We start from the raw sequence: 24104 nt of genomic DNA, 5'->3' as shown, positions 1-24104 counted from the left end.
ATGAAAAAAATTAAAATCGTCACCCCCCGAAAAAGAAGGAACACATTCGAATCATACTAGTAGTGAGGTGGAGCGGTTGTTACTTGTATTGTTCAAACGGTTCTTGCGAAAGTCCGCTTCCGCAAAAACGCAGGAGACCGAGCAGAAGCTCGCTCCCGAACAATGGGTTGCCAGAATCCGTCTGGGCGATGAAATGCTCCGAGAGCAGTTCATATCAGACTACAAACCTTATATTTTGAAAGTAACAAGTCGATTTAGCAAACGGTACATCGATCCGAGCCGTGATGATGAATATAGCATAGCGCTGCTGGCCTTTAATGAATCCATTAACCAGTTCGATAGCAATGCGGGAAAATCATTCATCGGATTCGCTGAAACCGTCATTAGGCGTCGGCTTATTGACTATGTCCGAAAAGAACAGCGCCATTCGCAGGTTGTTCCGTACAGCATGTTCGACACGGAGGAAGAGGATCAGCCGGTATATAACTCGGTGGAGACGAAGCAGGCGCTTCATCAATATGACTTAAGACAAACTGAGAACGAGCGGCGATTGGAGATCGGTGATCTGAATGCCGAGCTTGAGAGCTACGGTATAACGTTCATGGAACTGGTTGAGCATTCGCCTAAGCATGCCGATTCGCGCAAGCTGCTGATCGGCATTGCGCAGACACTTGCGTTCGACCCTGATCTGCTGCAGACGTTCAAGCATACGGGCAGACTGCCGGTTAAAGAGCTCACCGAGCTATGCGGCGTATCGCGCAAGACGGTTGAGCGCAATCGAAAGTATATTATCGCAATTGCGCTTGTGATCACGGGTACATATCCTTTCATGCATGATTACTTAAACATACCGATTGAACCCCATTCTATGAATCAGGAGGCTAGCCAATGAAGCGCGGAATCGTCATGAGCATGACTGATAAATATGCTGTTGTTATGACGGCAGATGGCGGATTTTTGCGAGCCCCTATTCAAGGAACGCCGCAAATAGGCGAAGAAATTATTTTCGAACAAGAATATTCGGAAGCCAGACGCAGACCCAGACTGAGATCCGTATATGGCTATTCAGGCGCGGCAGCCATTGCATTAATTTTATTTTTGCCGCTTCTCTTCATGATGGTGAAGGACGCTAATCCAATTGTTGCTTACGTCAGTATGGACATTAACCCAAGCATTGAGATCGGCGTCGATAGCCATGATCGCGTTCGGTCGCTACATGCATTGAATGAAGACGGAGAAAAGATTATTAGAGGTCTTACTTATAAGGGCGTTGCAGTTGAACTTGTTGCGGCAAGCTTGTTCGAGAAAGCAAGAGAGTCGCACTATCTCGATGTGGCAGACAAGGACATTGTCATTACAAGCATGGTGATGAAGGGCGGGCAAGATGGCAGCAATGATTATGATCAACTGCTGTCAGGCAAGATTAGCGATACGCTAATCGAACGACTGACCGAGCTTGCGGCTGAATCAATTACGGCTAATGTTACGACGCTTGCCATACCGTCGGAGCTTCGCGATGAGGCAGCCGCCAACGGCGTATCTTCGGGCAAAATGGCCGTCTATTTGATGGCGAAGGACGAAGGCTACCAGATCGAGCTGGAGCAGTTGAAGAAGCAATCGATCGATAGCGTAACTGCATCGATTGGCGGAGTGAAGACAATTGTCGACAATGCTTCGGATACGAGCAAAAGCAAGCTAAAAGAGCTTGTTGATCGCGAGAAGGCGGAGAAGATCAAGAAGAACGACAACGAGAAAAATAGTCAGAAGCCTGCCTCAACCCCTAAGCCTGCAAAGACGGCTAAGCCGAATGGCACAAGCAAGCCAGCTGTAACGAATAAAGAAGATAAGAAGCAGGGTAGTCAAGGCAATGGGGGCAGGAAACCCACGGCTACACCTAATAACGGCAAGAAGCCGACTTCAACCGATAAATCTTCCTCTGGCAAAAACGATGATAAAAATCGCGGCGATAAGGGTTGGGGGGACAAAGACGATAACAACGACGATAATCGCGGCAGCAGAGACAATGATAATAATGATGACAGGGGACACTCCAGCGGTCGCGGCAATAACGACAATGTGGATTGGGATAACGATTGGGACGATGACCGCAATGATGATCGTTCCAACGATCGGGATAATAATGAAGGTAATCGAGGCGGACAAGGCAGAAACGAGGATCGTGACAATAGTCGTGGCGGTGGATCGCAAAGCGGCAGAAATAGCAACGGAGACCGGCGACATTAGACGACGGTTATCACTATTTTAGCTGCATTTTTAGAAGAAACGTGTCTCCGGACTCATTTAAATAACAATTTTCGACAGTATTTCTGATTGACAGCGATTGTAAAGTAATCCTATGATTAGTGTATGTCATAACCATGGTCTGTAGTCGTAGCCGGGGAGGAGTACATAATGCAGGCTATTCGAAAGCGCTATTTCCCGGCGCTTGCCGAGTACTTACGGAGTCGCAGTGAAGAGTCTTTGTTTCGGGCAGGCGAACTCGGCAGAGAGCTGGATGGATTTATACCCGAGGAACTCATCGCCATGCATGAAGAAAGCTTGCAGAAGCTTGTCGCTAATGTAGAATCTGAGGAAGCGTTGCAGCTTTACAATCGTTCGTTTCTGTTCCTTATCGAACTTATGGTTGCAGTACGCTTCGAGGTGACTGCCGATCAATCTGTGGAACAACGATTTATGGAAATGAGAGAGATGCTTTTCCGATCGAACCGATCCTTTGAAATGGTCAAAAATAAATATGAGAACGTTCTGCAGCATATGGACAGCGGGATTGCCATCTTCGACAGCGATGGAATTTTGTCGTTTATTAACGTACAGATGGCCAAGCTGCTCGAGATTCCGCGGCAGACGCTTATCGGCTGCACTATGAAAGAAATATTGAGACATCGCCAACTGGGCATAAGCACGAAACGGACAATCCTTCGGCTCTATCGGGAAATGTTCCTCCTGCGCAGCAAATATTATGAATTTGAATACAAGGACGGCAAGCATCTGCTGGTGACTGTTACATACGGCGATCAACTGGACGGAGATTTTCTATTCAGCGTGAAGGACGTTTCCGAGTATAAACAGATCGAACAGAGCGCGATGCAGAATGACAAGCTGGCGATGCTTGGGAAGATTGCCGCAGCCATCGCGCATGAAATACGCAACCCGCTTACGAGCATTAGGGGCTTTATCCAACTGCTGCGCCCTTATTTGCTGCAAGTAGGCAAAGAGGAATATGCTCGTATTATTTTGACGGAGATTGATAGGGCGAACGATATTATTTATGAATTTCTTAATTCCTCTAAGCCGTCAGCACCGATGAAGCAATATGTATCTATCCACTCCTTAATCAAGGAAGTCGTCTTACTGACCGAGAGTGAATCATTGCTACGTAATTGCGAAATTGTGGCTGAGTGCCATATAGAAGATTTGTTCGTCTCGATCGATGTGAAGCAAGTGAAGCAGGTCGTGTTGAACATTATCAAAAATGCTCTCGATGCTATTGAAGATGTACAGCTGGAGCGCAGAGGCAGAATTGAAGTCATCGGCCGAAGCGACGGCCAGTACGCCGAGATCGTCATTCGAGATAACGGCAAAGGAATAGACAAAGCTACGATGAGCCGGCTGTTCGATCCATTCTTCACAACGAAGCAGCTTGGCACGGGACTGGGCTTGTCGGTAAGTTATCGAATCATACGCAATCATGGCGGAGCGATCCGGGTAGACAGCCAGCCCGGCAGCGGCACCGAATTTATCATTTATTTGCCATTAGCAGAGTAAACCATTAGAATCGGGGGTAATAACTCGATTCTTTTTTTCATTTCATTTGATCGCAGGAAAGTGAGGAGCAATAAACATGAACGTACAATTTACAGTTGGTGCACGCGCTGCCAATCAAGCCGCGCCTGATGCCGTTATTAGATGGATCGACGCTGCTGAGCTGAAGCAAGAGGCTGGTTCGAAGGTCATTATTCAGCCGCAGCTTGACGAGGCGATTCGAGGATTAAGCGCCAAAGGCATCTTCAAGGCGGAGTCCGAGCAAGTGGAGGTTGTTCCTACATTAGGACTATACCCTGCATCGCATATGTTATTTGTCGGATACTCGGAAGCGGGCGGAGCAGATGGCTTGCGGAAGTCAGCAGCGGCTGCGGCCAAAGTGTTGAAGCGGCTAAGAGCGCAATCCCTGCAAATTATTCCTCCAACGCTCGGCAACAGCGGAGCGGAAGGTTTGAGCGCTAGCGCTGCTGCTCAAGCAATGACGGAAGGATTGCTGCTTGCGCTGCATGATCGTATGCCGCTGAAGAAAGAGCAGGGCAACAGATTTCAGCTTAAGGATGTTAACATTACTCTAGAGGCTGCAACACCTGGGGACGTCTTGGGTTGGGAAACCGGCATTAAGCGCGCCAAGATTGTCGCAGGCGGCGTAAGCTATGCGCGCGACTTGACGAACTTGCCGGGCAATGACCTGACACCGGAGAGATTGGCTTTCCACGCGGAAGAACTGGCGCGTGAGTATGACTTGGACATAGAAGTTATTGACGAATGGAGCGCCTCTGAGCAAGGGATGGGCGGCTTGCTTGGCGTTGGCCAAGGAAGTATTAACCCGCCTCGCATGATTGTAATTGAATATAAGGGCGATCCGAATTCGAAGGAAACATGGGGACTGATTGGCAAAGGGATTACATTCGATACTGGCGGTATTTCACTTAAAAGAGCGCCCGGCATGGAGGAAATGATATCGGATATGGGCGGTGCAGCGGCAGTGCTCGGCGCCATGAAGGTTATTGCGGAGACGAAACCGGCGGTTAACGTGATCGCCGTCGTTCCAACCGCGGAGAATATGCCTTCAGATCGAGCGCTAAAGCCCGGCGATGTCATTCGTACAATGAGCGGTTACACGGTAGAAGTAGTAAACACCGACGCGGAAGGAAGGCTTGTGCTTGCCGATGGTTTAACGACCGCTATTCGTCGTGGCGCTACACGTCTAGTCGATGTGGCAACGCTGACCGGAGCGGTAGGAGTGGCGCTTGGTACGGAGGCAACGGGAGCGGTTACGAACGATACGTCATTGCTGCTGCAATTGCTTGCGGCTGCTGAACGGTCAGGCGAACGCGTATGGCAGTTGCCTTCCTATCCAGAGTACAAAAAGCAGTTGCGGAGCGACGCAGCTGATCTGAAGAACAGCGGCGGACGTTATGCCGGAACGATCACGGGCGGCTTGTTCATTGGCCATTTTGCCGAGGAGCTGCCATGGGTTCATCTGGATATCGCCGGAACGGCATGGCTGGAAGCGCCAAGAGGCTGGGAGCCTAAGGGAGCAACAGGCGTAATGGTGAGAACATTGGTGGAGTTAATCGATCAGCGAGATTAAGGTTGTTTCAGGCATCAGTTAGGCTATTCACCCTCCCGTAAGTGGGCATACTAACTATTAACTTAACGATCTGGGGGACAGTTGTCGTGACTTATGAAGAGGTTATGAGCGAGCTGGAACGAATGGGGTCGGAACAAACGAAGCGTACATGTATATCACATGGAGCAATGGAGCCTTTTTTTGGTGTAAAGATTGGAGATATGAAGAAGCTCGTGAAGCACGTAAAGAAGGATCAGGAGCTAGCTCTACTGCTATATGATTCGGGGAATTCTGATGCGATGTATCTGGCAGGTCTTAGTGTGAATCCAAAGTTGATTACGAAAGAGCAACTGCAGCATTGGGCAGATCGGGCGTATTGGTATTTGCTTGCGGAGTCGACAGTAGCGGGGGTAGCGGCCGAGAGCCCCTATGCCCGCGAGCTGGCGCTTGCATGGATGGAATCGCCGAAGGAAATGGTTGCTTCGTGCGGCTGGAGCACCTATGCGAATTATGTATCGGTGACGCAGGATGAAAAGCTTGACATAGAAGAAATTCGCGGCTTGCTTCGGCGCGTTGAGCAGACCATTCATCAAGAGCAGAATCGCGTCCGCTATACGATGAACAGCTTCGTTATTACAGTAGGCGTGTACGTCACGGAATTGACGGAAGAGGCCGTGGCAGCAGCTGCGCAAATCGGCAAGGTGCATGTGGATGTGGGTAATACGGCCTGCAAAGTGCCGCTCGCAGCCAATTACATACAGAAGACGGTAACCATGGGCAAGGCGGGCGTGAAGAAAAAAACATGCATATGTTAGCCTGCTTATTAACAATCAAACGGATTAATCGATTATCGGCAAGTTGATGCTCATAATTGATGCTTGAAATGGATGAAACCGATGCCAAGTTGATTATGGTTGACGGGCAAGTAATGTACTAAAATATTAAGAGGTTATATGAAATTATGAAGCAATTTGTATCAAGGAAGACGGCGCCCATGTATGTTGGCGTTCGCCTTAGAAAATAATAGGATGGTTATGAATAGAGAGGGTGGAATTTTCTGCAATGAGCATCCATGATGAGCGCAATCATTCGCCTTGGAAAAGCTACTATGGTCCCAATCTTGGTTATGTGCAAGAGCAATACGAGCAATATTTGACCGATCCGAATTCGGTTGACGCTTCGGTTCGTGAACTGTTTGTCCAATGGGGGGCACCTCCTTCCACGCCGATTGCGGGCGGAACGCAAGCTGCAAGTGCAGTAGTGAGCAACGGGGCACTGCCGGCAGGTGCCGGAGTCGGTCCGATCGACTCGAATATGTTGAAGAAGGTCGTTGCTGCGCATCAGCTTATGCTGAACATACGCAGATACGGCCATTTAGCTGCGGATATCGATCCGTTGGGCTTAAGTCCAGAGGCTGATACGAAGCTGCTTGATCCCGCGACGTTCGGTCTTACGCAAGCGGACTTGTCGGCTATACCGGGATCGTTGATCTGGGATAACGCGCCAGCGGATATATCGAACGGCTGGGATGCAATTGTGCGCCTGAAAGAAATTTACTCGCGTTCGGCTGCTTACGAGTTTACGCATATCCATGACGAAAGCGAACGTTTCTGGCTGCACGAGAAAGCGGAATCGGGTTCATTCCCTGCGCCGCTATCGGCAAGAGAACGCGAATCGCTTTTGGAGCGTTTGCTTCAAGTCGAGCAATTCGAGAGCTTCCTGCACCGCACATTCGTAGGTCAGAAGCGATTCTCGATCGAAGGCGTTGATATGCTCGTGCCGGTGCTGGACGAGATCGTCCGCGCAGTCGCTCATGATGGCGCTACTAATATTCTAATGGGTATGGCGCATCGCGGTCGTCTTAACGTACTTACTCACGTGCTCGGCAAGCCGTACGAGAAAATTTTCTCCGAGTTCCATCATGCGCCTAACAAGGAAGTTATTCCTTCTGAAGGCTCGATGGGCATTAATTACGGCTGGACGGGCGACGTTAAATATCACCTTGGCGCGGATCGCGCAATCAAGGAAGGCGAGACGGTACGCGCGAATGTTGTACTCGCGAACAACCCGAGCCATCTGGAGTTCGTTAATCCGGTCGTTGAAGGATTCACGCGCGCGGCGCAAGAAGACCGCAGCAAGCCTGGCTTCCCGCAGCAGGATCTGCACAGCGCCGTAACGATCGCCATTCATGGCGATGCGGCATTCATCGGCGAAGGCATTGTTGCCGAGACGCTTAACTTCAACAAGTTGCAAGGCTATCGCAACGGCGGAACGATTCACATTATTGCGAACAATCGCTTGGGCTTTACGACGAACAGCATCGATTCCCGCTCGACGCATTATGCGAGCGACCTGGCCAAAGGCTTCGACATTCCTATCGTTCACGTGAACGCGGATGAGCCGGAAGCTTGTCTTGCAGCCGTACGCCTTGCTTGCGAGTATCGTCTGCGCTTCAACAAAGGTTTCGTTATCGACCTGATCGGCTACCGCCGCTATGGACATAACGAGATGGACGATCCGGAAGTAACGCAACCGCTGATGTACACGAAGGTTCGCAATCATCCGACGGTTGCAACGCTTTACAGCGAGCAGTTGAAAGGCGCACAAGCGATATCAGAAGAGCAAGTGGAACAATTGCGCCAACGCACGACAGCTTCGCTTCAAGCTGCTTATGATGCGATGAAAGCGAACGAAGGCAAGGCGAAGATTGCCCCTCCTGAACAAACGGGCAATGTCGTGGCCGAGGATGTTGCGACAGCTGTTCCTCTTGAAGAGCTGCGCGAAATCAACCTGGAACTGTTGAACCGCCCAGAAGGCTTTACGGAATATACGAAGCTGCAACGTATTCTGCAGCGCCGGGCGTCGGCATTAAACGACGGCGAGAAAGTAGAATGGGCGCATGCGGAGACGCTGGCTTTCGCTACGATTCTTGCTGACGGAACGCCGATCCGTCTTAGCGGTCAAGATTCCGAGCGCGGCACGTTCGCGCATCGCCATATTATGTTGAACGACAATGCGAACGCGGAGAAGTTCTCGCCGCTGCACATGATTCCGCAAGCGAAGGCGTCGTTCGCTGTTCACAACAGCCCGTTGTCTGAAACGGCTGTACTGGGCTTCGAATACGGCTACAACGTATTCGCGCCGGACACGTTCGTTATTTGGGAAGCGCAATACGGCGACTTCGCGAACGTGGCGCAAGTTATTTTCGACCAATTTATTTCCGCAGGCCGGGCAAAATGGTCGCAAAAATCGGGTATTACGATTTTGCTGCCGCACGGTTATGAAGGTCAAGGTCCTGAGCATTCCAGCGCAAGGCTCGAGCGTTTCCTACAGCTCTCCGCCGACAACAACTGGACGGTAGCGAATTTGACATCCGCGGCTCAATACTTCCACTTGCTCCGTAAGCAAGCGGCTATGCTTGGCAGCGAGAATGTTCGTCCGCTCGTGCTGATGGCGCCTAAGAGCTTGATCCGTAATCCGCGTGTCGCATCGCATGGCGTAGAACTCAGCGAAGGCTCATTCAAGCCGGTGCTGCCGCAGTTCAGCCTGACTGAACCGAAGGCTGCGAAGGAGAAAGTGAAACGTCTACTCCTTGCGACAGGCAAAGTTGCTATCGATCTTGACGAGGCGCTTGCTTCAGGTAATTCTGAGGACTATGCTTGGCTGCGCGTTGCTCGCGTAGAGCAGCTGTATCCGTTGCCGCAAGCAGAGCTTGAACGCATAATTAGCCAGTTCCCTAAGCTGGAAGAGATCGTATGGGTACAAGAAGAGCCGAAGAACATGGGCTCATGGTTCTATATGGAGCCGCGTCTCCGCGAGCTTGCTCCTCATAAAGTGGGAGTCCGTTATATCGGACGTCCTGATCGCGCCAGTACGGCAAGCGGTCACCAAGAAGTGCATGCAGCAGAACAACAAAGCATTATTTCATCCGCTTTGAACGGTCAACCGTTCGAATCGAGTTTGGTAAGGGGGTAGTTACCGATGGCAGAAATTATTGTGCCGGAATTGGGAGAGTCGATTTCGGAAGGTACAATTACGAAATGGTTTGTGAAGGAAGGCGATTCCGTCAATCAGGGCGACGTCCTTCTGGAGCTGGAAACGGATAAAGTAAATATTGAGATCAGCGCAGACAGCAGCGGTGTTGTTTCGCGTATTGCAAAAGGCGACGGAGAGGTTGTACTTGTAGGCGAAGCGATCGGTTCGATCGGCGCTTCCGCAGGCGGTGCAGCGCCAGCGCAAGCGGCAGCACCTGCCGCAGCTCCGGCACAGCCAACAGCTCCAGCAGCCGCTGCGCAAGCGGCAGCACCTGCAGCTGTACAAGCGCCAGTAGCTGCTTCCGCAGCTTCTGTCAACGCTTCGCCGGCTGTTCGCAAGCTAGCTCGCGAGCAAGGCATCGATCTAACGCAAGCGCAAAGCCAAGCTGGCCGCATTTCTTCCGGCGATGTATTGTCGTCGCAAGGCGGACAAGCTTCTGCACCAGCAGCTCCAGCGGCAGCAGCACCTACTGCTCAGCCGCAAGCCGTGAGCGGCAAGCCGGTTGAACGCAAGCGCATGTCGCGCCGCCGGGCAACAATCGCGAACCGTCTTGTTGAAGCGCAACGTACAGCTGCGATGCTGACGACGTTCAACGAAGTAGACATGACAGCGATTCTTGACCTGCGCAAACGCCGCAAGCAATCGTTCTTCGAGAAAAACGACGTGAACCTCGGCTTCATGTCCTTCTTCACGAAAGCAGTCGTTGGCGCGCTCAAAGCGTTCCCGCTGCTTAACGCAGAAATCGACGGCGAAGATATCGTCGTTAAGAAATTCTACGATATTGGTATTGCCGTATCCGCGAAGGAAGGTCTTGTTGTTCCTGTCGTACGCGAGGCAGATCGTCTTAGCTTCGCTGAGATCGAGAAAAGCATCGGCGAGCTTGCATCGAAAGCTCGTTCAAACACACTTGCGCTTAGCGACCTAAGCGGCGGTAGCTTCACAATTACGAATGGCGGCGTCTTCGGCTCCTTGCTGTCAACTCCAATCTTGAACACGCCGCAAGTAGGTATTCTCGGCATGCATAAGATCCAAATTCGTCCGGTCGCGATTAACGATACAGAGATGGCTAACCGTCCAATGATGTACATCGCTCTTTCTTACGATCACCGTATCGTAGACGGAAGCGAAGCGGTTCGCTTCCTAGTTACCGTTAAGAACCTGCTTGAAGATCCGGAAGCTCTTCTTCTTGAAGGCTAAGGTCATTACCTATTCAATCTTAAGCCCGTGGGCAGCAACTTCGTTGCTTCCACGGGCTTTTTTTATGTTGGCGTACTGTTGCAGTTTCTGCAATGACCATCCGCAACGACCTGAAAATCGATGATCAAACAAATTTAATAGGTACTAAGCAGGACAATGGTTTTGCACGTTGAACATTATTCAATGATGATGACAAATTAACATGCAAATGCACATATAGGTGGGATAACATATGTCGATAAACAAAAGTGATCTTTTAATGATGGAGAGCGAGGAGCGTTATAGACATTTGGTTCAGATGCTGCCTGACGCACTCGTTGTATTTGTCGATTTTCACCTCGTTTTCGCGAATGACTCTGCACTTCGGCTTTTCAAGGCAGGGAAGCTGGAGGACGTGATCGGCGTGCCGATCGTTCAATTCGTGCATCCGGATTACTTGTATTGCCTCCCGGCACATGTGGAGTTTCTGCTTAGCGATGTTGGTCCCTCGAACCTTCAAGTGAAGAAGCTGCTGCGTATGGATGGAACTGTTTTTGACGTCGAGATCAAGGCAGTAGCCGTTGCTTACGATGGCAAACGCGGCATTCAGCTCCTTATCCGCGATTTATCCGATCAGATCCGCATGGAGGCTACCCTTAACGAAAAGGAGAAATTGTACAAGACGGTAATTGAAAACACGGTTGCAGGGGTTTTCGTCGCGCAAGGAGATGAAATTACATATACAAATCCGCATTTCGCGGAGATGTACGGTTATACACCCGAGGAGTTCGTACATATTAGAGTGCGAGATTTGCTGTATGATGACGATCTGAGAAAGCTTATGCATGAAGTAAGGGACAGTATAAGCAAAGGATCGACTAAGATTCATCTGAAATTGAAAGGACGGCGCAAGGACGGCAGCGTGATGTATATTGAAGGCAGCTCCTCGATCACAACGATAGAAGGTGAGGAGGTTATGCTAGGCATTGTGCAAGACGTTACGTTCAAGCATGAGCAGGAGCAGCAGCTTCGCAAGACAGCGCTAATGTATCAAAAAATTATTAAATTCATTCCTGAGGCTATCGTATTAACCGATAACGGTCAGGTTATATATGCCAACAAGCTTGCGCTTGAGCTGATTGGGGCAAAGGATGGGAATGAAGTAATCGGTCAGAACGTAATTAACTTCCTGCATCCAACCTTTCAAGAGATAACAACGATGCGGATGGACGAAATCATATTGTCTGAGGAAATCGCCCCATTCACCGATAGTATCGTATGCTGTATGGACGGTAGATATGTGGATGCCGAAATATCAAGCATACGCATCAATGACTACATGGGCAAAAACGTGCTGCTGAGCGTTATAAGGGATCTGACAAACCGAAAGCGGTCGGAGGAAATGCTTGTTCGTTCGGAAAAGCTCTCGGTCATTGGCCAATTGGCGGCAGGCGTGGCGCATGAGATCCGCAATCCGTTAACGGCGCTTAAAGGATTCACCCAGCTGCTTAAGACGAAGTATGACGATCATTCGCATTACTTTGATATTATGGCGGGAGAGATTGATCGCATTAACCTTATTGTGAATGAATTTATGACGCTTGCGAAGCCGCATTTCTCGCAATTCAGCAACGGACATATCGAACCGATTTTGCATAGCGTGCTTTCCATATTAGAAACGCAGGCAATTCTGCTTAACGTCGAGATTAAGGTGGCGCTCGAGCCTGAAATGCCGACCGTGTTTTGCAATGAGAATCAGCTGAAGCAGGTGTTTTTGAATGTCATCAAAAACGCGATAGAAGCAATGCCTAACGGTGGTGTAGTGGATATATCGGCAGTTCTTACTGCTGAGAACGACATTTGCATCCGAATTAAGGATGAGGGGCAAGGTATACCTGAAGAGCTCATTGCCAAGATTGGCGAGCCGTTCGTGACGACCAAGGAAAAGGGAACGGGTCTTGGTCTGATGATCAGTTCCCGAATCATTGAGGCCCACAACGGCACGCTTCATCTGAGCAGCAAGCAAAATGAAGGCACGACAATCGAAATTATATTGCCTGCTCGAGATTCCCAGCAGTAACGGCTGATTGGCGGCGCTTATGATGCAGAATGAAATAAACAACGGAAGATAAGGCCACAATGGTGCCGCAAATGAGATACATGGCAGTGTAGCCGTAATGAGTTGCGATTAAGCCAAGGCAAAAGGATCCGATGCCGTAGCCGAGATCGAACAGAATAAAGAACGTTGCCGTAGCGAGGCCTCTGCGATGCGGCGGAGCAGCCAGTACGGCTATCGTCTGAAAGCATGGAAGCAAAGCTCCGTAGCCAAGTCCGATGACGGCGCCCGATACGAGCAGCATAAGCGGTGAATGCGCTGCGCTTAGCATGAACAGGCCAATGGCAAAGACGGCGATGCTCGGATAGACGATATAGTGCTCGGATACTCGATCGAGCAGCTTGCCTACGATTGGACGAGGCAGGACGATCATAATGCCGAAGCAGACGAAGAAGTAGCTGGCATAATCATCAATAGCACGATCGGCTGCGAATACGGACATGAAGGTTACGAGTCCGCTGTAAGCGAAGGCGACGACGAAGCCGCTAACGGCAATAGGCAATACTTTACGTTCGAAGAGGTTACTCCATTGCAGCTTAGTCTTCGTCCGGGTATGAGTATTCTGAGATAGCTCCGATTGAGCCTTCGATGACTCTTGAGCTTTTGCGCTTGACTTGCTCTTTGCACTGGCTCCTAGAGCAAAAGCGATTAGCGCAAATACAGCGCATAACATGAACAGTGAATTGTAGCCGCCGTGTTTCGTAATCGTCAGCCCGACGAACGGTCCTATAACCATTGCAAGGCTCATGAACAAGCTGAAGTAGCTAATGCCTTCGCCCTTGCGATTCTCAGGCATAATGCTAATTGCGGTTGTGTTCGTTGAGGTTGTGCCGATTGCGAATGATCCTCCGTGAAGAAAACGGACAAGCAGCAGCATGCCGAAGCTATATACGCCTAAATAAGCGACGGAAAATAAAAAGAACAGCAATAGCGAAACGAATACGATCTTCCTTTCGCCAAATTTGTCCATTAGCTGACCGGTGAACGGGCGAAGCAATACGGCGGCGATAATGAAGACGGTCATTGCCAATCCCGCTTGTGATTCAGACCGGCCGAGGCCATCGGTTACGTAACCCGACAAGGCGGTAGCCATAATATAAAAGCTTAGAAATAAGAAAAAACTGCTTAAGCAGACCTTAACAAAGTCTTTGGTCCATAATTTATGATTGTCTATCACTGCAGGTTCCCCTCTCAGATGTAGTCGGTTATTCCTCAACACAAATAAAGCTGTAATCGCTAGAATGCAACGTCAGCTGTTTAAGCTTGAATATCTTGAGCGTTCTCGATGTTCCGGTTCACTTTGTTCATGAATTGCATGAACAATTGAATTTCTTCCGGCGAGATGCCGGACACGATCTGCCGGACATATGCGGCTTCGATAGGAGCTAGCATGTGCGCTGCTGATCTTCCAAGATCGGTTAAGTGAAGCAGGAGCGATCTTCGATCATTCGGATGCGCTGCCCGTCGCACGAGCCCTTTTTTCTCCAGTTGATCCACTAGGCGCGTGATGTTGGCAGGATCCTTCTCGGAACGCTGAGCGAGTTCCTTGTGGCTGATCCCATCCTTCTCGTCTAACGTCATGAGCAGCGTCCATTGCTCAGGCGTAACGTCTGATTGGTGAAATTGCTGCTGTAAGCTTTGATTAAGCTTCCGTCCCGTATTTGAGATCATATAGCCAACTGATTGTTTGAATTCCACTGATCATTCACCTTCTTCGTAATCCGAATCTAAATTAGTTGATATAACAATAATACGCTTAACAACTAAATGGGTCAAGATAAAGTTGTCGGCACAAAACGCCGTTAATTACGGAGCTGATGCTGCTTGCGGTATTGTTCAGGCGTTACATTTAATTGCAGCTTGAAGGCACGGCTGAAGTGTGACGGATGCTTGAAGCCGACCTCATAGCCAATATCGGTAATCGGCTGCTTGCCCTGAGTGAGCTCGATCTTTGCTTGATAAATCCGGCGCTGCATCAGAAATTGAAAGATCGTCATGCCGGTTATTTCTTTGAACGTTTTGGCCAAATAATATTTGCTTAAATGGAGCTCGGCTTGAACGGCGTCAAGCGTAACGTCGTCGGCGTAGTGCTTCTCCACATAGGAAATAATCGATTGAACATGATGCTCCTTCGGGGATGGAAAGGCCGCTATCGCCTGCAATGGCTGCTTGCAATGTTCGTTAATAATGATCATGAATTCGAGAAACAGAGCTTGAAACCGTTGGAACGCATATTTGGAAGGATCCTTATGGAATTGCACCAGCTTGGCGAATATCATCTCTATTTCCCGCTTGTCCTCGCCGCGAAGCTGCAGCCTCACGTTTTGCAGCTTCTGGAAAGGAGCTAGCAGATCAGCTGCAAAGGGCGGTTGAATGAACTGCTTGAAGTAATAGGGGTCGAAATGCAACGTCGAACGATGGTAAAGCACGTTTGGATCGACATTCGCACGGTGCAGCGTTGTGCCATGCATAAGAAGCAAATCGCCCGGTTCGAGCACATAAATGCGATCATTGATAAGATAGTTCGCTTTACCGTCATGGAAGTAATAGATTTCATAATGAAAATGGGTATGGTATTGAATTTGCGCGTTATAATCAGAGTTTGTCCCGATTGTGAAAGGCTTGGAGATTTTATGCTGCGTGCTCATTGCGCGTCGAGTCCTCCTAGTGTAAATAAACTCATTATACACCAACCAGAGTTAAATTAAAGCGGATACAAGCTAATGCGAATGAAGCCGCTTTCGCTCTGAAGTGATACGATTCAAGTAAACCAATACAAAGGGGAAATGACGGATGCAAACCGTTCGATTGGGCATCATCGGACTCGGCAATATGGGCAAGGGACATATCGGATATTTAAAGAAAGGCGAGGTTAGCGGCGTCGTCCTGACGGCCGTCAGCGACAGCGTGCCAGCCAGTCTTGCATGGGCAAAGGAGCAGCTCGGCGATCAGGTTGGCTTATTCGCGGATCCCTATGAGATGATGGACTCCGGACTTGTTGACGGCGTATTAATCGCAACCCCGCATTTCTCTCATCCCGAGCTTGCGATCGCTTGTTTCGAACGAGGTCTGCATGTGCTTTGCGAGAAGCCCGCAGGCGTCTATACGAAACAGGTCCGCGAGATGAACGATGCCAGCCGGAAAACGAACGTGAAGTTCAGCATGATGTACAATCAACGGACCAATCCGCTATATGTGAAGCTGAAGGATTTGATCGATTCCGGCGAGCTTGGCGAGATTAAGCGTACAAACTGGATTATTACAAATTGGTATCGTTCGCAATCCTATTATGATTCGGGCACTTGGCGCGCGACTTGGGCAGGCGAAGGCGGCGGCGTGCTGCTTAACCAAGACCCGCATCAGCTTGATCTATGGCAATGGACGATCGGTATGATGCCGACGCGCGTCCGCGCCTTCTGTTACTTCGGCAAACATCGGAATATCGAAGTAGAGGACGACGTAACGGCTTTCGTCGAATATGAGAACGGGGCAACAGGCGTATTCGTAACGACGACAGGCGAGGCGCCAGGGACGAACAGGCTGGAAATTAGCGGCGATCGGGGTAAGGTTGTTATCGAGGACAATAAACTTACGTTCTGGAGATTGCGCGTATCGGAGAAGGAATTTAACAACAGCTACAAAGGCAGCTTTGGTCAACCGGAATGCTGGAAGATGGACATACCGGTCGAAGGCAGCTACCCAGATCACAAGGGCATTACGCAGAACTGGGTGAACGCGATTCTGCGCGATGAGCCGCTTATTGCTCCCGGCGAGGAAGGCATTAAAGGATTGATGCTGTCCAACGCGATGCTGCTGTCCACTTGGACGGATAATTGGGTCGACTTGCCGATCGATGAGGAGAAATACTACGAGTATTTGCAGGACCGTATTGCCAATTCGACGTTTAAGAAGGAAGTGACTGCAAAATGAGTAAAGCCGACGGTATGAATTACGCCCCTAAAGGCAAGCCCAATCGGGTAGCTGAGCCGGGACAGTTTGTTTTCGCGGCGGTGAGTTTGGATCATGGGCATATCTATGGCATGTGTAACGGTCTACTGGAAGCGGGCGCTGAGCTTAAATGGGTATATGACATTGAACCTGCTCGGGTGGAAGCTTTCTTGAAGACTTATCCGCAAGCGAAAGCGGCACAATCGCTAGAGCAAATATTAGACGATTCGCAAGTGCAGCTTGTTGCTGCAGCGGCGGTGACGTCGGACCGCGGACCGCTTGGCGTTCGCGTTATGCGCGCAGGCAAACATTATTTCACCGATAAAGCGCCGTTCACGACGCTGGAGCAGCTTGAAGATGCTCGGCAAGCGTATGCCGATACGGGCAAGAAATATGCAGTCTATTATAGCGAGCGGTTGCATGTGGAGAGTGCCGTGTTCGCCGGACAGTTGATCGAACAAGGCGCGATTGGCAGAGTGCTGCAGGTCATCGGCCTTGGGCCTCACCGCTTGAACGCGCATTTGCGACCAGAGTGGTTTTTCCAGAAGGAGAAGTATGGCGGCATTATATGCGATATCGGATCTCATCAGGTGGAGCAATTTCTTTATTTTACCGGCAACAAAAACGCAACGGTCGTAAACAGCAAAGTTGCAAACTACAATAATAAGCAATATCCCGAGCTAGAGGATTTCGGAGATATGTCGATTGTTGGCGAGAACGGCGCGACGGGCTATTTCCGCGTAGACTGGTTCACGCCGAGCGGCCTAAGCACCTGGGGAGACGGCCGTATGATTATTATGGGCACGGAAGGATACATCGAGCTTCGAAAGTATGTCGATATTGCACGGGATTCCGCAGGTAACCAAGTGTATCTAGTCAACGCGGACGGCGAGCAGCGGATGCAGGTAAGCGGCCAAGTCGGTTTCCCGTATTTTGGCCAACTGATTCTCGACTGCTTGAACGGCACGGAGCTTGCCATGACACAGGAGCATACGTTTAAGGCGGCGGAACTGAGCTTGATCGCACAGAAACAAGCGGTGAAGGTCGAATAATCCACTTAAAAATAGCCAGGCCGCAAGCGCATCAATCGCTTGCGGCCTCTTTATTGTGAATTAACCGATTCGTGCGCCTTCGAAACGTGTGCCCACGCCTGCTTCAATGTTGCCGCCGGCAACTCCGCTAATCGTAAAAAAGACTTGTACCCGATCGCCGGCGCGCAGCCTTACAAGTCCACTCGCATCAATGCTTCCATCACCGAAGGAGAACGTTTCACGATCCGTAATAATAGGCGAGTTGTTTGCCCGGATCGCTAATCCGACACTAACTGCTCCAGATACGTTGCTATCGAAGGTTACCGTTGCAGTAAACGAATATACGCCGCTTCTTCTCGGAATAAATGTCGATGTTGCGGGATCATATTCATTATTGAGATCGAATTGTTCCAAACCGTACAATACCTGAGGGAATGGGTCGCCTCCTGCGCCAGGCACGGGCTGGACCACGTTGGCAATAGCTCTAAACGCCGATTTGCATCCGCAAGTATTTTTTTTGCAGGAGCATTTTTTTTTCACAGGCCGTTTTGCGCATTTCGTCACGCGATTTTTTACATGACATACCTGTTTCTTGGGAGAGCATATTGTTTGCTTTTTAAACATTCCGCCACCGTCCTCTATTAATCTAGCATGAGCTATATAATAGAGTATGTAGCTCAAAAGTTTATTGATTGGATATGAGCCCGGAAAAGTAGATTGGTACACATACATTGACGAGAGCCTTTTGGACTGATATACTCGTTTAATCGTAACAATTACGATTAACCCGATATAAATCGGTTTTTCTTTCGATATCTAATCGTAATAATTACGATATAATAATTGAAACGAGGGGTCACTTAAGATGAGCAATTTGAGCAATTTGGACAAAATGAAGAGTCGCAACAAAATTCCGGTCACGGTGCTGAGCGGTTATTTGGGCGCTGGAAAAACGACGATTATGAACCATGTTCTGAACAATCGGGAAGGATTAAAAGTAGCTGTTATCGTCAATGACCTTAGCGAGGTCAATATCGATGCCGACTTGATTCAAGGCGGCGGCGGGTTATCCCGCACGGACGAGAAGCTCGTGGAAATGTCTAATGGCTGCATTTGCTGTACGCTGCGCGAAGACTTGCTTCGGGAAGTCGAGAAGCTTGCGAAGGAGAATCGGTTCGATTATATATTGATTGAATCGACTGGCGTAAGCGAGCCTGTTCCTGTAGCGCAGACGTTCACCTACTTGGATGAGGAGCAAGGAATTGATCTATCGAGGTACTGCGCATTAGACTGCATGGTCACTGTCGTGGATGCTTATAGCTTCTGGCATGATTACTCCTCGGGGGAATCGCTGCTGGAACGAAGCCAGGCAGCTTCCGAGGACGATACGCGCTCAGTCGTGGATCTGCTGATTGATCAAATCGAGTTTTGCGACGTGCTTATCCTTAACAAATGCGACTTAGTAGAGGAAGAGGATCTGGCGGAGCTGGAAGGCGTATTGCGTGCGCTTCAACCGAGTGCCAAGCTGATACGCGCTGCAAGAGGGCGGGTCAATCCGAAAGAAATTTTGCACACGTCGTTGTTCAACTTCGAAGAAGCGAGCAGGTCGGCCGGCTGGATTAAGGAAATGGAAGCGCCGGCACATACGCCGGAGACGGAGGAATACGGCATCGCTTCCTTCGTTTATGAACGAGCGAAGCCGTTCCACCCGGGGCGATTAATGGCCTGGATGGAGCACTGGCCTGAGGAGGTCGTCAGAGCCAAAGGGATCGTCTGGCTTGCGACTCGGAATAGGATGGCTCAAAGCTTGAGTCAAGCAGGGCCATCCATTCAATTCGGGCCGGCAGGATTATGGGCTGCCGAGCTTCCGGAGGCCGAAAGGCTGGCGCTGCTCGCCGAAGAGAGGGAGCTTGCTGACAAATGGGATGACAAATATGGGGACCGCATCAATAAGCTTGTTTTAATCGGCATTGCGATGAATCGGGCCGAGCTGACAAGCTCGCTGGATGACTGCCTGCTCAGCGATCAAGAGCTGGTATCGGATTGGAGCCTGCTCGGGGATGATTTTCCGGCCGTGTTAGAAATGTGAGGAGCAGCAGGCGAAAATGACGTTTGACAGCGGTTGCGATCGTTGTTAACATAGCGGTATAAACGCGTGTTTACAGGAAGTGGGACATCGATTTGAGCAAGCTGGGCAAGGAAATAAACAGTACCGAAATTGCCAGGCTTGCTGGCGTATCGCGCAGCACGGTGAGCCGTGTCATTAACAACTATTCGAACGTTCCGGAGCATACGAAGCAGAAGGTGCTCCAGGTCATAGAACAATATAATTATTTTCCGAACCTGTCAGCGCAAGTGCTGGCCGGGAAGAAGACAAGAACGATCGGCTTGTTCATGATCGATTCGGGCGATGTATCGAGCGACTGGATCGCCAGCCTGCTGCTGACGAAAGTAATTGAGAGCGCGTCGAGGTACGGCTACTTCGTCTTGACGCATATCGTACGCGATCCGAAGCGGCAGGAGGAAGCGAGGGCAGTGAAGGAATGTTTCTATCAGCGCCGAATTGATGGTGGCATCTTCATTGGAGCAGCCAATGAGGAGCCGATCGTCGAGGAGCTTATCGCGGAAGGCTTCATGGTCGCCATCGTTGATCATCATATGTCTGGTGAGCAAGAGTCGAATCGGATTGTCTTCAACTTCGATAATGAGGCAGGTGCTGGTCTCGTTATCGATTATTTGGCGGGACTAGGGCATACGCGCATTGGGATTATTAACGGCGATTTGAACAGGTATTCGGGAGCTGCGAGGTGGAAGGGCTTCAAGGCAGCCATGGAGCGCAATCGGCTGCCTATTGTAAAGCAATGGATGATGGCAGCTGATTTCAATGAACCAAGCGGCTACTTGGCGATCAAGGAACTGTTAAAGCTTGGCGGAGAGCTGCCGACGGCGATCTTCGCAGCCAACGACAGCATCGCTTTCGGAGCTATACGCGCATTAGGGGAAGCGGGCTTGCGCGTCCCTGATGATCTATCAATCGCAGGTTTCGACGACCATAGCCTGAGCGCTGGATATAATCCCCCGCTGACAACGATTCACGTTGACTTCTCGGCGATGATGGATGAGTTGACTCGCCATTTAATTGATGGCATAGAGAACGGTAGTCAAGATTACACACAATTAGCGATGACGAATTCGCTTATCGTACGTGAATCATGCCGTGCGCCTTCTTCTTCATAAGTAGAAGAGGCGCTTCTTCTTACTAAGAAATAAACGCGTGTTCACTCTATTTGAGGCTAATGAGGGGGGATGCTTATGTAAGAAATCCGCGATTCGGATTTTGCATAAATGCACACTAATCGAAAAGGGGAATGTTAGCTATGAACAATAATATTTTGGGCAATCGTACCATTACTCAGATTGGTCTATTGGTGCATGACATAGAAGCAACCTCTAAGGCATACGCACAGTTTTTTGGCGTGGAGAAGCCCGATTGGTTCTGGACGGATACGGTAGACAAGGCGCAGACGGAATATAACGGCGAATCATCCGTAGCGCGGGCGAAGCTTGCGTTCTTCGATATGGGAGCGCTTCAGCTTGAGCTTATCGAGCCGGATGAGCATCCGAGCACATGGAGGGATCATCTGAACGCGCATGGCGAAGGGCCGCATCATATTGCTTTTGCCGTCGAGGGAATGAAGGAGAAGGTCGCCTTGATGGAGAAAAACGGTATGTCTCTTGTGCAAAAAGGGGAGTATACCGGTGGTCGTTACGCTTACATGGATACATTCAAATCATTAAAGGTTATGTTGGAGCTGCTCGAGAACGACAACTAAGAAAGCATCAACTGCGACATAGATGGAGGTAGATGACGAAATGCGAATATTAATTACAGGTGCAAATCGGGGGCTTGGCCTTTCCTTGGTAAAGGAAGCTTGCGAGCGTGGACATGAGGTGCTGGCGGGGGTACGAGGACCTGGATCTTCTGTGGAGAAGCTGCAGCCATTGATCGAGCATTATGGAGAGCAACTTACATTATTGCCGATTGACGTATCGGATGAGAATTCGATCCGATATGCGAGTGAGCAGGCAGGGGCTCGGTTCGATGGGCTCGATGTCATTATTAACAGCGCGGCTATACTGCTTGGGCGCGATCAGAAACTGGAACAGCTGGATGTGGAACAGCTGGAGCAGTCGTTCCAGACGAATCTATATGGGCCAATACTCGTGCTGAAGCATTTCCTGTCTTTGCTGCGCAAAGGTGAGCAGCAAGCGGTTATCAACATAAGTTCGGAGGCAGGCAGCTCGGCTGGCGCATACGGCGGCGATTACTCCTATGCGTTGTCGAAGTCCGCGCTTAACATGTTCTCCGCTCAACTTCGGGCGGAGCTTAGACCGCAAGACATACTTGTTCATGCCGTACATCCCGGCTGGATACGGACTGACATGGGCGGCGAGCAAGCGCCAGGTGACGCAGACGCTTCGGCTAGCGGCATATTGGATTTGGTGGAGAGAAGGACAGCGGCGGAAGACGGTGCGCTGTTCATTGATCATCGTGGAGCGCCGATGCGCTAGTAGTGATTATAGGTGAAGACTGAGGTTTGAAAGAAAAGGCTCGCAGCGAAAAGGCTGCGAGTCTTTTAACTATATGGTAAAACGGGATAACCCTTTATCCAATTGCTTCGCCATGGTTGCGAGCTTCTCGGCGTCTTTGGCGATGATCTCCATCGTAGCCAATTGCTCCTGATTAGCAGCCGCCGTCTCCAAGGAAGCTGCAGCGCTTTCTTTGGCGGCGGCGGCTACCGACTCCATGGAAACGACGGCGAAGGAGCTGCCTTCTGCCAGCCGGGCGATATCCGTCGTCACCTCTTCGATGAGGGCGGCGGCTTCGGCAACCGAGCCGCGAATGTTCTCGAATGTGACCCCCGTTTTTCCTGCTTCTATTATGCCGGCTTTAGCTTGTTCCGTGCTTCGCCTCATCGACGCAGCGGTTGCGTCGCTCTTGGTGCGAATCGCGCGAAGCTTGCCGGTTGCCTCTTGCGCCGCGTTGTCGCTGCCCTCGGCGAGCCTGCGCACCTCGTCCGCGACGACTCGGAAGCCTCGTCCCGCATCGCCGGCTCTTGCCGCTTCAATAGCTGCATTGAGTGCCAGTAAGTTCGTCTGCCCAGCGATATCGACGATTACCGACGTTGTTTCGCTGATCTGCCTGCTGGCGTTTGCCAGTTCGGCCACATCCAACTCTGCCGCTTCCAGGCTGTTTCCGATCGCATCCATCTGCTCCCGCATAATGGCAAGCGCCGCGGAACCCTCATTCGAAGCGGATGCCGCCATAATGCTCGCTTTCGCCATCCCTTGACTATTGTTGTCTATCCGTTCAATTGCGCCGTTCATCTCAACGAGCTTGTGCAACGCGCCATCGAGATCGGCGACTTGACTGTGGCTCGCCATACTCAGCGAGTCAGTAACGACAGCAATCCGTTCAACTGCTACTAGGCTCTGTTGCGCGTGAAGCGCGAACCGACCCGCATCGTCGAGAAGACAGTCGGCCGTATCTTTGACGTCGGCTAGCAAGGCGCGCAGACCTTCGGTCATTTGATGATAAGAACGGCTCAGCGCGCCTATCTCATCTTTGGACCTATACCGATCCTCCGCCGATAGATCGCCCCGTTCAGCTTTACCCATCAGCGCATTCATTCTACGGATAGGCTTCACAATGAGCTGTGCCATGAAATAAGACAGCACTCCAAACAACACGCAAGCAGAAGCGGAAACGATCAGCAGCAGAATAACGATTTTATCGTAAATGTCGTCATTCTCCTTATTTAATTGTTCGGACATATCCATCCGTGATGCTAACAAATTATCAATGTAACCTTCCATATTGTCCAGAAGCGGACGGGCGAAAGTCCGGAATCGTTCATACGCTTCGTCCTCCCTACCCTCATTGGAGAGTTTTACGATTGCCTCTCTTTCCTTCGTATAGGCGCCAAGCGACTGGCCCAGTTTGTCATACCACATGCGGGTCACATCATCCGCCGCAATCGCGCTCTCGTAAGCAACTAGGCTTTCACTTGCAGCGGCTGATGCCCGATCCGCTTCCCGGGCCAGCACGTCCTTGAACCTGGATTCCTTCGCTAACATATGCTCCAGCAGTTTCCGTGTCGTCGTTCGAATGTGAGTGTCAACCTCGGTCATTTGCATACTCGGTACAAAGCCGCTTGTATGCATAGATTTTGCGGTGCCATGAATTTGGCTGAGAAAAACGTATCCGGAGATAGACAAGCCGAGCAGGAAGAGGACTGCGATGGCGTTCAGCAAAAAAAGCTTTTGTGCAATTTTTAGATTTCTCAACAAGTTCACGATATAAATCCTCCTGAAAGTTTAATGGTGTTAGGGTTCACGTTATCGGTGATGTCTGAAAAAAATAGTGAAATACGAGATTGTC

The 24104-nt window shown here is 50.2% G+C and carries 19 protein-coding genes; 14 read left to right on the top strand and 5 right to left on the bottom strand.

The window, feature by feature from the left end; genetic code table 11:
• Positions 1–67 precede the first annotated feature (67 nt).
• The 8 genes from sigI to V8F51_RS08700 all read left to right on the top strand — a co-directional run bounded on the left by sigI (position 68) and on the right by V8F51_RS08700 (position 12647).
• Positions 68–892 carry an RNA polymerase sigma factor SigI gene (gene sigI / locus V8F51_RS08735; RefSeq protein WP_337099791.1) on the top strand — a complete coding sequence of 275 codons (825 nt, stop codon included), beginning with the start codon at positions 68–70 and terminating at the stop codon, positions 890–892.
• On the top strand, positions 889–2244 hold the full coding sequence (locus tag V8F51_RS08730; protein WP_337099790.1) for an anti-sigma-I factor RsgI family protein: 1356 nt from the start codon (positions 889–891) through the stop codon (positions 2242–2244). The genes sigI and V8F51_RS08730 overlap by 4 nt, the downstream gene beginning before the upstream one ends.
• Before the next feature lie 168 nt (positions 2245–2412).
• On the top strand, positions 2413–3786 hold the full coding sequence (locus V8F51_RS08725; RefSeq protein ID WP_337099789.1) for an ATP-binding protein: 1374 nt from the start codon (positions 2413–2415) through the stop codon (positions 3784–3786).
• A gap of 76 nt (positions 3787–3862) precedes the next feature.
• Positions 3863–5377: a leucyl aminopeptidase gene (locus V8F51_RS08720; protein ID WP_337099788.1), complete on the top strand. Its 1515-nt coding sequence runs from the start codon at positions 3863–3865 to the stop codon at positions 5375–5377.
• A gap of 86 nt (positions 5378–5463) precedes the next feature.
• On the top strand, positions 5464–6171 hold the full coding sequence (locus tag V8F51_RS08715; protein WP_337099787.1) for a DNA alkylation repair protein: 708 nt from the start codon (positions 5464–5466) through the stop codon (positions 6169–6171).
• Positions 6172–6418: 247 nt separating this feature from the next.
• Positions 6419–9331: a 2-oxoglutarate dehydrogenase E1 component gene (locus tag V8F51_RS08710; protein ID WP_337099786.1), complete on the top strand. Its 2913-nt coding sequence runs from the start codon at positions 6419–6421 to the stop codon at positions 9329–9331.
• 6 nt (positions 9332–9337) lie between these two features.
• Positions 9338–10588, top strand: a complete 1251-nt coding sequence (gene odhB, locus V8F51_RS08705) for a 2-oxoglutarate dehydrogenase complex dihydrolipoyllysine-residue succinyltransferase (protein WP_337099785.1) — start codon at positions 9338–9340, stop codon at positions 10586–10588.
• Between the two features lie 232 nt (positions 10589–10820).
• On the top strand, positions 10821–12647 hold the full coding sequence (locus tag V8F51_RS08700) for a PAS domain S-box protein (RefSeq protein ID WP_337099784.1): 1827 nt from the start codon (positions 10821–10823) through the stop codon (positions 12645–12647).
• On the opposite strand, the gene V8F51_RS08695 is transcribed toward V8F51_RS08700, so the two are convergent.
• From V8F51_RS08695 to V8F51_RS08685, 3 genes are all read right to left on the bottom strand, one after another.
• On the bottom strand, positions 12616–13860 hold the full coding sequence (locus V8F51_RS08695) for an MFS transporter (protein WP_337099783.1): 1245 nt from the start codon (positions 13858–13860) through the stop codon (positions 12616–12618). The genes V8F51_RS08700 and V8F51_RS08695 overlap by 32 nt on opposite strands.
• A gap of 80 nt (positions 13861–13940) precedes the next feature.
• Positions 13941–14381, bottom strand: coding sequence for a MarR family winged helix-turn-helix transcriptional regulator (locus V8F51_RS08690; protein ID WP_337099782.1), 441 nt, complete (start codon positions 14379–14381; stop codon positions 13941–13943).
• A 104-nt stretch (positions 14382–14485) separates the two neighbouring features.
• On the bottom strand, positions 14486–15331 hold the full coding sequence (locus V8F51_RS08685) for a helix-turn-helix transcriptional regulator (protein ID WP_337099781.1): 846 nt from the start codon (positions 15329–15331) through the stop codon (positions 14486–14488).
• 145 nt (positions 15332–15476) lie between these two features.
• Here V8F51_RS08685 and V8F51_RS08680 point away from each other — a divergent pair, with 145 nt between their 5' ends.
• Together V8F51_RS08680 and V8F51_RS08675 are read left to right on the top strand one after the other, a co-directional pair.
• Complete coding sequence (locus tag V8F51_RS08680) at positions 15477–16613, top strand: Gfo/Idh/MocA family protein (RefSeq protein ID WP_337099780.1); 1137 nt, start codon at positions 15477–15479, stop codon at positions 16611–16613.
• A complete protein-coding gene (locus tag V8F51_RS08675; RefSeq protein WP_337099779.1) occupies positions 16610–17683 on the top strand; it encodes a Gfo/Idh/MocA family protein in 1074 nt (357 codons plus the stop codon). The genes V8F51_RS08680 and V8F51_RS08675 overlap by 4 nt, the downstream gene beginning before the upstream one ends.
• A gap of 60 nt (positions 17684–17743) precedes the next feature.
• Here V8F51_RS08675 and V8F51_RS08670 read toward each other — a convergent pair whose 3' ends face one another.
• Positions 17744–18133 carry a C1q-like domain-containing protein gene (locus V8F51_RS08670; RefSeq protein WP_337099778.1) on the bottom strand — a complete coding sequence of 130 codons (390 nt, stop codon included), beginning with the start codon at positions 18131–18133 and terminating at the stop codon, positions 17744–17746.
• Positions 18134–18527: 394 nt separating this feature from the next.
• Here V8F51_RS08670 and V8F51_RS08665 point away from each other — a divergent pair, with 394 nt between their 5' ends.
• From V8F51_RS08665 to V8F51_RS08650, 4 genes are all read left to right on the top strand, one after another.
• Positions 18528–19751 (top strand): GTP-binding protein, encoded by a 1224-nt coding sequence (locus tag V8F51_RS08665; RefSeq protein WP_337099777.1) that lies wholly within the window; start codon positions 18528–18530, stop codon positions 19749–19751.
• 92 nt (positions 19752–19843) lie between these two features.
• Complete coding sequence (locus V8F51_RS08660) at positions 19844–20899, top strand: LacI family DNA-binding transcriptional regulator (protein ID WP_337099776.1); 1056 nt, start codon at positions 19844–19846, stop codon at positions 20897–20899.
• A gap of 140 nt (positions 20900–21039) precedes the next feature.
• Positions 21040–21495, top strand: coding sequence for a VOC family protein (locus V8F51_RS08655; protein ID WP_337099775.1), 456 nt, complete (start codon positions 21040–21042; stop codon positions 21493–21495).
• 40 nt (positions 21496–21535) lie between these two features.
• Entirely contained in the window at positions 21536–22234 is a 699-nt protein-coding gene (locus V8F51_RS08650; RefSeq protein WP_337099774.1) for an SDR family oxidoreductase, read from the top strand.
• A gap of 69 nt (positions 22235–22303) precedes the next feature.
• On the opposite strand, the gene V8F51_RS08645 is transcribed toward V8F51_RS08650, so the two are convergent.
• The gene (locus V8F51_RS08645; RefSeq protein WP_337099773.1) at positions 22304–24019 is read right to left on the bottom strand and encodes a methyl-accepting chemotaxis protein; all 1716 of its coding nucleotides are present in this window, start codon (positions 24017–24019) and stop codon (positions 22304–22306) included.
• Positions 24020–24104: the final 85 nt, after the last annotated feature.

This window comes from Paenibacillus sp. YIM B09110 (assembly GCF_037167145.1).
In the GTDB taxonomy this organism is placed as follows: domain Bacteria; phylum Bacillota; class Bacilli; order Paenibacillales; family Paenibacillaceae; genus Pristimantibacillus.
This window is presented reverse-complemented; position numbering and strand designations above follow the sequence as displayed.

Excerpts from the sequence above, each read along its gene's own strand:
- V8F51_RS08675 (WP_337099779.1), top strand. The coding sequence starts at position 16,610 with ATGAGTAAAGCCGACGGTATGAATTACGCCCCTAAAGGCAAGCCCAAT.
- V8F51_RS08650 (WP_337099774.1), top strand. The coding sequence starts at position 21,536 with ATGCGAATATTAATTACAGGTGCAAATCGGGGGCTTGGCCTTTCCTTG.
- V8F51_RS08710 (WP_337099786.1), top strand. The coding sequence starts at position 6,419 with ATGAGCATCCATGATGAGCGCAATCATTCGCCTTGGAAAAGCTACTAT.
- V8F51_RS08655 (WP_337099775.1), top strand. The coding sequence starts at position 21,040 with ATGAACAATAATATTTTGGGCAATCGTACCATTACTCAGATTGGTCTA.
- V8F51_RS08720 (WP_337099788.1), top strand. The coding sequence starts at position 3,863 with ATGAACGTACAATTTACAGTTGGTGCACGCGCTGCCAATCAAGCCGCG.
- V8F51_RS08665 (WP_337099777.1), top strand. The coding sequence starts at position 18,528 with ATGAGCAATTTGAGCAATTTGGACAAAATGAAGAGTCGCAACAAAATT.
- V8F51_RS08680 (WP_337099780.1), top strand. The coding sequence starts at position 15,477 with ATGCAAACCGTTCGATTGGGCATCATCGGACTCGGCAATATGGGCAAG.
- V8F51_RS08730 (WP_337099790.1), top strand. The coding sequence starts at position 889 with ATGAAGCGCGGAATCGTCATGAGCATGACTGATAAATATGCTGTTGTT.
- V8F51_RS08725 (WP_337099789.1), top strand. The coding sequence starts at position 2,413 with ATGCAGGCTATTCGAAAGCGCTATTTCCCGGCGCTTGCCGAGTACTTA.
- V8F51_RS08700 (WP_337099784.1), top strand. The coding sequence starts at position 10,821 with ATGTCGATAAACAAAAGTGATCTTTTAATGATGGAGAGCGAGGAGCGT.
- V8F51_RS08685 (WP_337099781.1), bottom strand. The coding sequence starts at position 15,331 with ATGAGCACGCAGCATAAAATCTCCAAGCCTTTCACAATCGGGACAAAC.
- odhB (WP_337099785.1), top strand. The coding sequence starts at position 9,338 with ATGGCAGAAATTATTGTGCCGGAATTGGGAGAGTCGATTTCGGAAGGT.